The sequence below is a fragment of the Pseudomonas sp. ICMP 10191 genome (genome assembly GCF_001467335.1).
Taxonomy (GTDB): Bacteria; Pseudomonadota; Gammaproteobacteria; order Pseudomonadales; family Pseudomonadaceae; genus Aquipseudomonas; species Aquipseudomonas cerasi.
On record NZ_LKGW01000110.1, the window covers coordinates 65,914 to 78,613 of the forward strand.

The following is a 12,700-nucleotide window of genomic DNA, read 5'->3' on the forward strand; positions in this document are numbered from 1 at the left end:
TGAAAAAAGCCCGACGTCCCGGCCAAATCAATGGGCGGGAGGTCAGGCTTTTGTGCCGAATCTGGCGGGACAACTGCGTCCGATCCAGTCGTACGCGAGGTGTCTCCCTACTTGCCGAGAGGGGCGTAGGGCAAACAGCTGGCGCGATGTCTCAGGATGAACTTAGCAAGGGCAATGCCAACTGGCGAAACGGCTGTTGGCGCGCGTTTCGAACCCCTGAGGCAGAGCATCCCTGCATTTATTGCACGCACACACCGACATGCGCCGCTTTGGCGCGAACAGGGCTCTAGCGCACCAAAAGCGTGATGCGGAAGACGCTTTTTTTTTCGCGATATGTGCTCATGCATAGGCTGAGATATTTTGCTTTGCAGGAGCGAACTAGTTCGCGAAAGCAATGTTCGAGGCAACATAAACCCCATGAATGCATGGCCGTCTTCGCCATCGAACTCGCTTCTCCCCGACGCGCCGCGTCACGTATGGCCCGCTCCCTGCATGAGCCTGCCCGACACCCTCGCAGGGTCTCTTGCCACACGCCCATTCTCGGCAGGTGTGGAAGGCCCCTCGCATGACTGGTCCTGACACTGCCGTCACGCCAGCCCCAGGCACAACCGCCTGAGAGCCACCGTTGAATCCACGGTTATTCGCTCAGTCTTCTTTTCAGGCTCCCGGCCACCTGCGGGCGTCTCATCTCACGTGAAAGGTTTATAGGCATGACTGACCCGTCGATCCGCATAGGAGGTCTGTTTTCCAATACCGGCGTCACCGCTGCCGGTGAGTGTTCAACAATGCGCGGCGCACAGTTTGCAATTCATCAGATCAATGCCGCCGGGGGCGTGAATGGCCGTCCTCTGGAACTGATCACCCGCAACCCGGATTCCACGCCTGCGCTGTTTGCCATGCATGTTGAATCGCTGATTCGCGAAGAGAACCTGCGGTTTTTCTTCGGTTGCTACACCTCGGCAGCGCGCAAGGCCGTATTGCCTGTCGTCGAACGCTACAACGCATTGCTGCTCTATCCGGTGTACTACGAGGGCTTCGAGTATTCGCGCAACATCATCTACACCGGCGCTACGCCGAATCACAATGCGGTGCCACTGGGCAGCTACATGTTCGATCACTTCGGCAGTCGCGTGCTGATGATCGGCTCCGAGTACGTCTACCCCTACGAAACCAACCGGTTGATGAGCGACCTGCTTTGCGAGCGGGGCGGCAGCAAGCTGGGTGAGTACTACTTGCCACTGAAAAACGCCAGGGCAGAGGACTTCGCCAGGCTCATGGTCAAAGCGAGAGAGCTGAAACCCTCGTTCATTTTTTCGACAGTGGTCGGCGACACCATGGCCCACTTGTATCAGGCCTATGCTGATGCCGGTTTCGACCCAGCGGTCATGCCGATTGCCAGTGTCACTACCAGCGAAACCGACATTCAGCAGATGGGCGTCCATCTGGGCACCGGGCACATTTCGGCAGCGACCTATTTCCAGTCGATCGACACGCCGCTCAATCGCCAGTGCATTGCCCAGTATCGGGAAATGTTTGGCCAGCATCAGGTGACCGACCGCTGTTGGGAGGCCGCTTACTTTCAGGTCCATCTGCTGGCCAAGGCGATCGCCCGTGCAGGCAGTACCGAAGTGGAGAGTGTGTTGCAGACCATGCGCGGTCTGGAATACGACGCGCCTCAGGGACGGGTGCGTATCGATGAACACAATCACCATACCTACCTGTACTCGCGGATCGGCCGTGCCAATGCCGACGGGCAGTTCGACATCCTTTACGAAAGTCAGAAAGCGCTGAAGCCCGATCCTTATGCGGTGGCGCCTGACTTCAATGGCTGGTCCAGCCTGACCGGGAGGCGTCCATGACCCTGCGTGCCGCCAAGAAACGTTTGCGCAACGACAGCGCAGGCGGCATCAAGGACCTGCGCGATATCAGCGTGCTGGTGATGCATCCCGATGACGAAGACGGTCGCAACCTGATCGCTCAGTTGCAGCGCATTGGTTGTCAGGTGCGGGTGCAATGGCCGATTCCCGAGCGTCTGCACAGCGAGGCTGACGTAATCGTACTGGCGGTATCGCCGGAAAGCCTGTCGACCAACACACCCTGGCTGCTGCACAGTTCGACACCACCGATCATTCCGGTGATCGCCTATGAAAACCCGATCATTGTCGAGGCGCTGGTGCAGCTCAACGCCTGCTCGGTGATTCCGTCGCCGGTCCGCTCGTTCGGCCTGCTGACCGCTCTGGCCATCACCCTCAGCCAGGCCCGCAAGACGCGGGAAAGGGAAAAGCATGTCAAGCGCCTGGAAGGGCGCATGGCGGTTATGCGTACCGTGCAGCAGGCCAAGATCATCCTGATGGAAACCAAGGGCCTGTCTGAAACGGACGCCTATAACGCGTTGCGTGATCAGGCGATGGCCAAGCGCGAGCCGGTGGAAAAAATCGCCGAGGCGCTGGTCAAGGCCCATGAACTGTTTCAACAAGCCTGTTCCTGACAGGTTGCAGACAAGCTTCGAGTATCGGGCGCCACGCCTGATCCTCTTCTGCGTGGACGGTTGCCATACGCCCTGAACCGGCAGGTATGGAACACCGCGTGGCGACCGGCGTGGACAACGACGTCCTCCGGATCGAGCCCAGGCCTGTGCGCCCCTGCGCAGGCGGCTCCAGTCAATGACTGCCTGAACCCGGGCTGTCCTTACCGTTATCTGGAGAACACCATGTCCGTAAAACGCCCCAGCAAAGCCGACTTTCTGATTGCCGCCCAGGACCATGGCTACGACCTGTCAGACAGCCAGATGGAGTCGTTCCTCAGTCTTGCAGACGAAACCCTGGGTTCCTACGAAGCCATTGATGCCCTGTACGCTGCCCATGTCGCCCAGCCTGCGCCGTTGCGCGAACACAGCAAACCGGCTGCCGCCGAGAACCCGTACGGTGCCTGGTACGTCAAGACCCACATCACCGGTGCTGCCAGTGGCCCGTTGGCGGGCAGAACGGTGGTCATCAAGGACAACGTCTCAGTGGCCGGCGTACCGATGGCCAACGGCTCACTGAGCCTTGACGGTTACGTGCCGTCCGAAGACGCCACGGTGGTCAAGCGTCTGCTGGCCGCCGGAGCGACGGTCATTGGCAAGTCGGTGTGCGAAGACCTGTGTTTCTCCGGCGCCAGTTTTACCTCGGCCACCGGCGCGGTGAAAAACCCCTGGGACCTGACCCGCAACGCCGGCGGTTCATCCAGCGGCAGTGCCGTGCTGGTCGCTCTGCAGGAAGTGGACATGGCCATCGGTGGCGATCAGGGTGGATCGATCCGCATGCCGTCGGCGTGGAGCGGCATCGTCGGACACAAGCCCACCTATAGCCTGGTGCCTTACACCGGCGCCTTCCCGATTGAACGGACCATCGACCATGTCGGCCCGATGGCCAATAACGTGCGCGACTGCGCAATCATGCTCGATGTGATCGCCGGCGCCGACGGGCTCGACTCAAGGCAGAAAAACCCGCCAGCCGTCAGTTGCGTCGCGACCCTCGATCAAGGCGTTGCGGGCCTGAAAATAGGCCTGCTGAGTGAAGGCTTCGCGATTCCCGGCATGTCCGAGCCGCAGGTTGACGCACTGGTTCGCGCCGCCGTGGCTCAGCTGGAAAGTCTCGGTGCGACGGTCGGTGACGCCAGTGCGCCGTGGCACCGCGGGGTGGCGCTGGACATGTGGAATGTCATCGCCACCGATGGCGCGGCGTACCAGATGCTGCAAGGCAACGGTTATGGCATGAATGTCGACGGCTATTACGACCCCGAGATCATGAGTTACTTCGGCGCCAAGCGTCGCGAACACGCCAATGCGTTATCCAGCAGCGTGCGTGCCGTGGCGCTGACCGGGCATTACAGCCTGAAAAACCTGCACGGTGCGTACTACGCCAAGGCGCGGATGCTGGTGCCAGAGCTGACCCGTCAATACGATGAAGCCTTCAAGCAGTTCGACGTGCTGGTGATGCCGACCATGCCGTTCGTGGCCACCACGCTGACCGCCGCCGACGCGCCAATCGAAGAGTACGTGCACAGCGCGTTGAACATGCTGGCCAACACCGCACCGTTCGACCTGACCGGCCACCCGGCCACGTCGATACCGGCCGGTCTGGCCGACGGACTGCCGGTCGCCATGATGATCGTCGCGCCGCGCTTCAAGGATGCCCTGGCGTTGCGTGTCGCGCAGGCTTATGAAACCGCTCGCGGAGCGTTTCCCAGGCCGCCGCGTGCTTGAATTCGCACGCTGACCGAGGGGGCATGCTCACTCCATGCGAGCGGGTGTGCTTCCTGAGGAGTCAGTGACGCCGCTCTCAGGTTAAACCAACATTCAGGTGTTGGCCGCACCTTCTACCGGTAGTATCGCCAATTCGCTTTCCAGCTCTTCATCTTCCCCGATGGCAGACGCTGGTAGACGCTTTGACACCGTAACACCCAGGTTCACGAACTTGTCGACGGTCTTTGTCAGACTGCCGTGATCACCTTTAAGCGTCGTGATGCTTTCGTTATAACTTTTCTGAACCGTGGCAATCTGATTTCCGAGCTTATCCATTTTCTCTACAAAGACGCGCAACTTGTCATAGACCTTGGGTCGCCATGCTAGCGAGCTGTAGAGTGCTGCTGTTCTGTCGCTGGATACTCCACAGGTTTGAAACAACGCGAAGCACCGGCAGCAACGTTGTGGCCGTGATGATTGCGATACGTTTTTCATAGGCAGCCTGAAAAACGCCTGGGCTGTGCTCGGCGGCGACCAAATAGGCAGGTTCGACCGGCATGAACAAAAATACGAAGTCCGGCGAATTGACACCGTTCAGATCGGTGTACCTCTTGTCAGATAGCCCGTTGATATGATTTTTCAAAGCCAGAACGTGGGCAGATAAAGCCTTGGTACGGTCTTCGTCGTTTTCGGCAGAGACATAATCAGTGTAGGCAACCAACGACATTTTGCTGTCGATGATGATGTGCTTGCCCTCGGGAAGATTGACGACGAAGTCAGGCCGATTATTTCCTGCCTCGTCATCCTTGAAGTTGGCTTCTCGGTGATATTCAAAGCCCTTACGCAAACCCGCCTGCTCAAGCAGCATCTCTACCTTTTGCTCGCCCCAGGTGCCCTGCAGCTTTTTGTCGCCTTTGAGTGCCTTGGTAAGGTTTGATGCTTCGGTGGTGATCTGCGCGTTCAATTCCATCAGTTTGACCAGCTCGCTTTTCATCGAGCTTTGTCCTTGAACGGTATCGGAGTGAACCTGATCTACTCGTTGGCGAAATGAGTCGAGTTGGTCCTTGAACGGTTTAAGCAGGGTGTCCAGTCCTTGACGGCTCTGCTCGGAAAAGCTTTGTTGCTTGCTGTCAAAAATCTGATTAGCAAGATTTTGAAACTCTTGCTTCAATTGAACCTTGTTGTCTTCCAGTAACTGCAGTTTCTCGGCAGCGGAGTGCTGATCCCGTTGGTGGCGCATGTTAACTTCGGCAAGACTCTGTTTGACAAGGCTTAGCTCATCTCGCGTGATGTTCAGTTCTTTTTCACGCTGTACCAACGCGGTGCGTAATCCGTCCAGTTGTTCTTTCTGCTCCGCAGCGTGGCCCAGTTGTTCACGCTGTTTTCTGAATTCTTCCTCGGCTTTTTCTATGCGCGCCTGTGAGATGGTATAAGCGTTCTTCAACTCCTGTAGTTGATTTGCCTGCTCCTGACCTTGGCCGACCTCCATTTTGAGTTCGCCTAGCTGCATCCTCAATTTGTTCGATTCAACACTGCGATTTTCAGCAAGCGTAGTCGCCTCGGAAAGTTGCTGAATCTTATCGGACATCCTTTGTTTTTCTGCTTCCAGTGAAGTCTTGAGCTCACCCAACTGAACACTCAGTTGTTTCTCGGTATCCCGATGGCGGGCAATTTCCTCCTGAGCCTGCGTCAACGCGTGCTGGTGCTCATCCTGCTCACGGAGCATCTGATCCTCTCGCTGCCGTGCCAAAGACGCATCGTTAAGTAGTTGCTGATGTTCTGCCTGGTGAGCCGCTTGCAGTTCTGAAACTTGTCGCGCCAGCTTGCTGGATGCAACAAGGCTGCTGATCCAGAAACCTATTGCCAAGAACAGCAAGCTGAAAAGCCCGATCAGAGCTGGGGTCAAATATTGCTGGGCCATCGATAAATCCGTTTTCGTTGGGTTAGGATCCAAAATGATGGCACGTTGTTCGTTTACTGAATACTGTCCAAAATAGTTTTCAATCACTGCCTCCCTGTTTTTAGGATGACCACGTTAGCCGAATCTGCTTTAACGCTTCCATACCTCCACATCCTGCGCATCCACCGCCTTGGGCAGCAGGCCCGCTGCGAAGAAGGCATCGGCGATATGCTGCTGCTCGTCCAGTTGCTCATGCGTGACCGGCTGTATCTGATAGGTGCGGTGGCTGTTGGCGATTTCGACCGTTTCGATATCCAGATTGCCCCATAAAGGGCTCAGCACCTGGGCGGCTTCGCGCGGGTTGGCTTTGAGCCAGATGCCAGCGCTGTGCAACTGCTCGTAAACCACGCTGAGCACTTGCGGATGGTCCTTGGCGTAGTTGGTGCCGGTCAGGTAATAGCGCTTGTAGCTGGACAGCTCCTTGCCGTCAGCCAGGGTGCGAGTCGGCAATTGCCGTTGGGCGCTGGTCAGGAAGGGTTCCCAGGTGACCCAGGCGTCCACCTTGTTGTTTTCGAAGGCCGCGCGGCCGTCGGCGGGCGACAGATAGGCGGGCTGAATATCCGAAAATGCCAGACCGGCCTTTTTCAACGCAGCAATCAGCAGGTAGTGAGAGCCCGCTGCCTTGGTGACAGCGACTTTTTTGCCTTTCAGATCCGATAACTGCTGCACGGGCGAGTTTTTGTGGACGATGATTGCCTGCGCGGAAGGCGAGGCCGCTTCCTGGGCAAAGTAGGTCAGCTTGGCCTGTGCTGCCTGAGCGAAGATCGGTACGGTGTCCGCCACATCCGCGCTGATATCGACGTTGCCGACATTCAACGCCTCCAGCAGCGGCAGGCCACTCGGAAACTCATGCCAGGTGACGGTGACGTCCTGTGGCGCAAGGGCTTTTTCCAGCGTGCCGCGTGTTTTCAGCAGGGTGATCAGCGTGGAGGACTTCTGGTAACCGATCCGCAACGTTTGCTGTGCTTCGACGGGGAGGGCGATACATAGCGCCAACGCCGCGAGCAGGCCTGCCAGCAGCGGACGGCGGTAGCCAGGTTGTGTGTGTTTTATCGGGTTGGGCATGGCACGCTCGGTATTTAAAGGTGACGCTGAGTGTCAGTAGCCGCGCTGGCGATCAGCCTGATTCTGCAAGGCCTGCCCGTTGAGAAAACGCTCAAGGTTGGCCAGAAAGCTGTCGGCTATTTCGTTACGGCTGTTGCTGGAGATCGCCGAGGTGTGCGGTGACAGGCGCACGCGAGGGTGTGAGTACAGTGGATGCCCGTCCGGCAGGGGCTCGGGTTCGGTGACGTCCAGCGAGGCCAGGCCGATGTTTCCATTATCCAGCGCATTGAGCAGCGCTTCATGGTCAAGCAGGCCGCCACGGGCGATGTTGATCAAGTGCAGGCCGGGTTTGGCACTGTTCAGCACCTCGGCGTTAACGATGTGCCGCGTCGCCGGTGTCAACGGCGCGGCCAGTACCAGATGGTCTGCGCGCACGAACAGGTCATGAATGTCGCGTGCAGCCTCGACACCGTCAACCTCGAACGGAGCCGAACTTTGCCGCAATGCGATCACGTTGATACCCAGCGCCTGGGCCTTGCTGGCCAGGCTGCGACCGATGGCACCAAAGCCGAGAATCCCGAGCGTGGTGCCCTTGAGCAGCGTCAGGGCGGTGAAGTTCCATTGCGAGTCATGCGCCCAGATATCCGGCAGATGCTTGGCTGCGGCGAAAATGGCGGCCAGCGAGAACTCGGCGATGTTTTCTGCCGCGCTGCCCCGCGAGGTGCTCACCGGCGGCCCGTTGAACAGCCAGCCTGGGTAGAAGTCGATACCCGAAGACACCACCTGAATCCATTTCAGGCCATAGGGCCAGCCCGGAGGCGGCAAGGCCGGGGCTTCATAACCACGCACGTTGATAGGGCGCGCCAGCAGAATGCTGACCTCGCCGGGCAAATCGCTCGGCACTCCGGCAGGTACGCCGATGACCCTGGCTTCAGGGTGGGTCACTGCAAGCCGCTCGCGAATCACCTGATTGAAATCATCATCCAGCTGGCTGGCAATCACGAGTCGAGTCATGCCACCGCCTCGTCAGATTGATGGGCGACAGCCTTCGCATGACGATTGACCGGCACCTCAAGGCCGAGGTTTTCACGTAGCGTATTGCCGCTGTATTCGGTGCGAAACAGTCCGCGTCGTTGCAGCACCGGCACCACCCATTCGGTGAAGTACTGCAGGCCGTCCGGCAGGACGCTATTGATGATGAAACCGTCGGCTGCGCCTGCTTCGAACCACGTTTGTATCGCGTCGGCGACCTGTTCCGGTGTGCCGACAAAGTCACGGCGGGGCAGGGAGAAGCGCAGGGCGACTTCACGCAGGCTCAGGCCTTCGTCTTTGGCCAGTTGCTTGATCCGGTCCGAACCGCCTTTCTGGCTGTTGGAGCCCAGATCGCCCAGTTCCGGGAAGGGTTCGTCCAGTGGGTACTGGCTGAAATCGTGATCATTGAACGGTCGGCCAAGGGCGACAATGGCGTCTTCGATCGTCACCAACTCCACGGCCTGGCGATAGCGGCTCTCCACCTCAGCCTCATCGCGCCCGACAATCGGGCGAATGCCCGGAAGAATCGACAGCGCGTGAGGGTCGCGACCAAAGCCGCCAGCCCTTTGTTTCAGGTCCTGATAATAGGCGCGCGCTTCATCGAAACTCTCGGCGTGGACAAAAATTGCATCGGAGTTCTGAGCGGCAAAGTTACGCCCGGCCTCGGAGGTGCCTGCCTGAAAAATCACCGGCTGACCCTGCTTCGACCGGGCGATGTTGAGCGGGCCTTTCACCGAGAAGAATTCGCCCTTGTGGTTCAGCGCGTGCAGTTTGCCAGGCGTGAAAAATTCGCCTTTCTGCTTATCGTAGGCGAAGGCGTCGTCTTCCCAGGAATCCCATAGACCTTTGACCACCTCGATATGCTCTTTGGCGATACGGTAGCGTACGGCGTGCGGTGGGTGTTCGCCCTTGCTGAAGTTGTCAGCGGTGCCACTGAGCCAGGAAGTCACCACATTCCAGCCAGCCCGACCGCCACTGATGTGGTCCAGCGAAGCAAACTGGCGAGCTACCTGAAAGGGTTCGGTGTAGCTGACCGTCACCGTTGCCACCAGACCGATATGCCGGGTGGTGGCTGCGAGTGCGGAGAGAATGGTCAACGGTTCGAAACGATTCAGGTAATGCGGACTGGATTTTTCGTGAATGTGCAGGCTGTCGGCGATGAACACAAAATCGAAGCGCGCCGCTTCGGCCAACTGGGTCTGCTGCTGATAAAAGCCGAAATTCACACTGGCGTTGGCCAGTGCGTGCGGATGGCGCCATTCGCCCCAGCCATGGCCGACTCCGTGGACCATTGCGCCAAGTTTAAGGTGTCGTTGTCTGCTCATGTTTTTGCTCCGGACGGTTCAGAAAGGTGGATGCACCTCCGCCTGGAGAAAGGGGTCGGTATAGGATGACGATATGCCTATAAAAACCCACAGTGAAGTTCTATTTTGTTATATGTTAATTATTAAATTAAATAATCATAAAGTATTTAAATATGCATAAATTGAATTTTGATCGCTGGTTCAGGAGTCATTCCCGTGGCTTGGCAGCCGGTCGCCGAGCAGCGGCAGTTTCGTCAGCATGTTCTGCAGCGCCAGAGCATCCCACGGCAGGTGCTCGGCGATGCCAAGGCCGACCACGTCCACGGCGCTGGCAATGTCTGTCAGCAAGCGAACGACCTGCTCGATAGTCATCTTGCCCTGAGCAACGCCTTCAAATTTACTGGCAGGGACACCGGGTTGGGCAAACAGCACAGAACGAAACAGTGCCGGGTCCAGCACGTCCAGGTCCAGATGGATCGCCAGGTGTCTTGCACCGGTTTCCTCAAGCCACTCCAGCACCGGTTCGCTGGAGTGCGCCAGCGCCTGTGCATCGGCGCTGCGCAGCCCGAGACGCTTGATGAATGCGCTTTCGACCTCAAGCATTTCCTGCAGGCCCGCGTACATCACATTGGCCGGCTTGATCGGGCGTTTCACGGCATCGACGAAATCCTTGTCACCTTCGCCCAGCAGATTGCCCATGACCATCGCGTGCACATGCTGGAAGTCTCTGGGTGTCATGACGTCCGGGTGAGCGTCGACCCACAGCACGGCAAGGTCACCGTCATAACGTTCGTTCAGGTAGGCGAATGGCGCGAGGTCGACCAGGCAGTCGCCACCCAGAACCACCAGACGATCCGGCTGATGCCGGTCGATCAGCTGCCGTGCAATGCCAAGCTGGGCCAGCAGCGCATGGCGGGCAATGATGCCGTTTTCAAGTTCAAGTGGTTGGTCATCCGGTTCGGTTACGGCCACGTGCTCGACGGGCCCTGACGCGTCCGGTGCCAGCCACGCCAGCAGCTGTGCGCCAAAATGATAAGGCGCGTTGTTGCCACCTTGCCACTGGGGAAAGATCAGGCGCAGGGTTTTATCGGGTTGGGTAGTCATCGAGGTTTTCCTTCGTCACCGTTCATTGGCATGGCGGTGATACTGCTCGACCCGGATGTGGCGTGCTTTGCCTGAACGGTCAATCGCTGTGCCGAAGGTGCCAATCGTCTTATCGTGGCCCCAGCAACTGCTGAGGAGAGATGCCATAAGCGTTTTTGAAGGCTCGACTGAAATGCGAGAGGTTGCTGAAGCCGAAATTCAGCGCAGCGTCACTGACGCGGCGAACGTGGCCTTTGCGCAATGCGTCATGGCACGCCGAGAGCCTTTGCTGCCAGAGCCAGCGAATGGCCGTGGTGCCTTCCTGTGCGAACAGGCGATTGAGCGTGCGTGGCGAAACATGAGTCGCCAAAGCAATGCTTTCGGCCGTCAGCCCTGTGTCGGGTAGATTATTCAACAGGAACTGCTTGATGCGCTGCAGTTGTTGCATTTGACGAGACTGCTGCCGGATATCGGTGTCGCCGAACACCGAGTCGAAGGCTGTAGACAGTACGTCCAGCAGTGATGCATTGAGTCGCTCGCTCAGCGGGTCCGATAAGCCTTCTGTGTTCCAGGCTTCATTCAACAAGGTTGCGGCAACACGGCCCAGCGTCGAACGGCCATCGAGCGTGCGGCACACCAGTCGTTCGGCAGTGGGCATGTGTTGCAGCAACAATTTGCGGGGCACCGCCAGCACAATCTGATCGTCACCTTCGGGGTAACTGCATGCGTAAGGCTGTGCGCTATCGTAAAGGACGATATCGCCAGCGCCTTGCCGGGACTCTCTGTCGTTCTGCACGACGATAGCGACGGAACACAAAGAGAGCGTGAGGAGGAAGTGATCGCTCTCCCTGTCTTGCTGCAACCGCCGGTAATGGAGGGGGGAAGACTGGATACGGGTGAAGGTAACGCTACTCTGATCCCTGACATTCAGCCTGCCGTCAAACGGCGCTTCGGTCAGCGGCTGGCTGGTGACCAAGCCATACGTCGAGCTCACAACCTCCTGCCAGGCGTCGAAACGATCCTCGGGCCGTAGTGGTTCGGCTGGGAAAATCATGGCCATGGCTGCCTCTGCGACGAGCGTCTTTTTACGAAGTGATCGGCGGCAAGGTTATCAGACGTTGATCCAGAGCAAGACCCCTGTGCCGGCAGTGTTTCAAGGTGGTGAAAATAGTTTATAGACCTGTGATCCAGCCGATATATCCCTACGTATGCAGCGCTCTGCTTACCCAAGCCTTCTAGAACAGGAGTTCCATGGACCCGCGCCTTGCTGGGCTTTCTTTCTTGCTCACCCTGGGATGGACGGGGGCCGTGATTCTCGTCATCTGGTTTTACGCCTGATGACGCAACGGTTTTCAGCAGGAGACGGAAGTGGTTTACGAAGCGGTCCTTGCCGGTGATCGGTAGGGCCAGGAAGTGTGTGCGTTGATAGTGGCTAAATAGTGGTCTGGCAGCGCTAAAGCTAATCTGACTGAAGCCGATGTTTATGTAACGGCCCCTTGCCGAATGACTTCGATAGTTCTACCTGGCTTTGACGGCCTTGAAGTTTGCGCTATGGAAGGCATTGAAAAAGACGATTAACCGGCTTGACCGGCAGCCTCCATAGTCCGCACATCGGTGTGTCTGACAGGGCTCGCAGAGACCGGGGCTTTATAACAATACTTCCACAGATGCTTACTCGCAGAGTACTTCCACATGTCGACCACAATTGAAAGCACCTACAGGGAACGGGCCGGACTGGAACTTGATCTTCACTCGCTGTTGACGGCCATTGACCGTTCCCAGGCGATGATCGAGTTCGATCTTGAAGGCAATATCCTGCGGGCCAATACCAATTTTCTGGATTGCGTCGGTTATCGGCTGGATGAGGTCCAGGGTCGGCATCACCGTATGTTCTGCACGCCGGAATATGCGTCCAGCGTCGAATACGCGACGTTTTGGGAAAAACTGGGCAAGGGCGCTTTCGACGAAGGGCAGTACAAGCGCCTAGGGAGGCGCTGCAAAAATAGCCAACTGTCCCCACCCTTGGCACACTAAGTTCCTTCAACCAGCCTC

General features: G+C 57.9%; 10 protein-coding genes and 1 pseudogene. 4 read left to right on the top strand and 7 right to left on the bottom strand.

Annotated features, from left to right (window positions below; genetic code table 11):
- Positions 1-710 precede the first annotated feature (710 nt).
- From AO388_RS14085 to AO388_RS14095, 3 genes are all read left to right on the top strand, one after another.
- Positions 711-1,859, top strand: coding sequence for a transporter substrate-binding domain-containing protein (locus AO388_RS14085; RefSeq protein ID WP_058416626.1), 1,149 nt, complete (start codon positions 711-713; stop codon positions 1,857-1,859).
- On the top strand, positions 1,856-2,488 hold the full coding sequence (locus AO388_RS14090; protein ID WP_003367076.1) for an ANTAR domain-containing response regulator: 633 nt from the start codon (positions 1,856-1,858) through the stop codon (positions 2,486-2,488). Before AO388_RS14085 ends, AO388_RS14090 begins: the two co-directional genes overlap by 4 nt.
- 222 nt (positions 2,489-2,710) lie before the next feature.
- Positions 2,711-4,246 (top strand): amidase, encoded by a 1,536-nt coding sequence (locus AO388_RS14095; RefSeq protein WP_058416627.1) that lies wholly within the window; start codon positions 2,711-2,713, stop codon positions 4,244-4,246.
- Positions 4,247-4,339: 93 nt separating this feature from the next.
- Here AO388_RS14095 and AO388_RS29920 read toward each other — a convergent pair whose 3' ends face one another.
- The 7 genes from AO388_RS29920 to AO388_RS14125 form a co-directional block, all read right to left on the bottom strand.
- The gene (locus AO388_RS29920; RefSeq protein ID WP_269085760.1) at positions 4,340-4,561 is read right to left on the bottom strand and encodes a hypothetical protein; all 222 of its coding nucleotides are present in this window, start codon (positions 4,559-4,561) and stop codon (positions 4,340-4,342) included.
- Positions 4,562-4,586: 25 nt separating this feature from the next.
- The gene (gene rmuC, locus AO388_RS29925) at positions 4,587-6,233 is read right to left on the bottom strand and encodes a DNA recombination protein RmuC (protein ID WP_269085761.1); all 1,647 of its coding nucleotides are present in this window, start codon (positions 6,231-6,233) and stop codon (positions 4,587-4,589) included.
- A gap of 42 nt (positions 6,234-6,275) precedes the next feature.
- Positions 6,276-7,250 carry an aliphatic sulfonate ABC transporter substrate-binding protein gene (locus tag AO388_RS14105; RefSeq protein WP_003367084.1) on the bottom strand — a complete coding sequence of 325 codons (975 nt, stop codon included), beginning with the start codon at positions 7,248-7,250 and terminating at the stop codon, positions 6,276-6,278.
- A 33-nt stretch (positions 7,251-7,283) separates the two neighbouring features.
- Positions 7,284-8,243: a D-isomer specific 2-hydroxyacid dehydrogenase family protein gene (locus tag AO388_RS14110; RefSeq protein ID WP_003432966.1), complete on the bottom strand. Its 960-nt coding sequence runs from the start codon at positions 8,241-8,243 to the stop codon at positions 7,284-7,286.
- On the bottom strand, positions 8,240-9,586 hold the full coding sequence (locus AO388_RS14115) for an LLM class flavin-dependent oxidoreductase (protein ID WP_042930459.1): 1,347 nt from the start codon (positions 9,584-9,586) through the stop codon (positions 8,240-8,242). Before AO388_RS14115 ends, AO388_RS14110 begins: the two co-directional genes overlap by 4 nt.
- A 180-nt stretch (positions 9,587-9,766) precedes the next feature.
- Positions 9,767-10,669, bottom strand: a complete 903-nt coding sequence (locus AO388_RS14120) for an arginase family protein (RefSeq protein WP_058416628.1) — start codon at positions 10,667-10,669, stop codon at positions 9,767-9,769.
- Positions 10,670-10,778: 109 nt separating this feature from the next.
- Positions 10,779-11,708, bottom strand: a complete 930-nt coding sequence (locus AO388_RS14125; protein ID WP_058416629.1) for a helix-turn-helix domain-containing protein — start codon at positions 11,706-11,708, stop codon at positions 10,779-10,781.
- 632 nt (positions 11,709-12,340) lie between these two features.
- Here AO388_RS14125 and AO388_RS14130 point away from each other — a divergent pair.
- Positions 12,341-12,640 (top strand): annotated as a pseudogene (locus AO388_RS14130) (PAS domain S-box protein); the annotation flags it as partial.
- Positions 12,641-12,700: the final 60 nt, after the last annotated feature.

Excerpts from the sequence above, each read along its gene's own strand:
- AO388_RS14085 (WP_058416626.1), top strand. The coding sequence starts at position 711 with ATGACTGACCCGTCGATCCGCATAGGAGGTCTGTTTTCCAATACCGGC.
- AO388_RS14090 (WP_003367076.1), top strand. The coding sequence starts at position 1,856 with ATGACCCTGCGTGCCGCCAAGAAACGTTTGCGCAACGACAGCGCAGGC.
- AO388_RS14095 (WP_058416627.1), top strand. The coding sequence starts at position 2,711 with ATGTCCGTAAAACGCCCCAGCAAAGCCGACTTTCTGATTGCCGCCCAG.
- AO388_RS29920 (WP_269085760.1), bottom strand. The coding sequence starts at position 4,561 with ATGGATAAGCTCGGAAATCAGATTGCCACGGTTCAGAAAAGTTATAAC.
- AO388_RS14105 (WP_003367084.1), bottom strand. The coding sequence starts at position 7,250 with ATGCCCAACCCGATAAAACACACACAACCTGGCTACCGCCGTCCGCTG.
- AO388_RS14110 (WP_003432966.1), bottom strand. The coding sequence starts at position 8,243 with ATGACTCGACTCGTGATTGCCAGCCAGCTGGATGATGATTTCAATCAG.
- AO388_RS14115 (WP_042930459.1), bottom strand. The coding sequence starts at position 9,586 with ATGAGCAGACAACGACACCTTAAACTTGGCGCAATGGTCCACGGAGTC.
- AO388_RS14120 (WP_058416628.1), bottom strand. The coding sequence starts at position 10,669 with ATGACTACCCAACCCGATAAAACCCTGCGCCTGATCTTTCCCCAGTGG.
- AO388_RS14125 (WP_058416629.1), bottom strand. The coding sequence starts at position 11,708 with ATGGCCATGATTTTCCCAGCCGAACCACTACGGCCCGAGGATCGTTTC.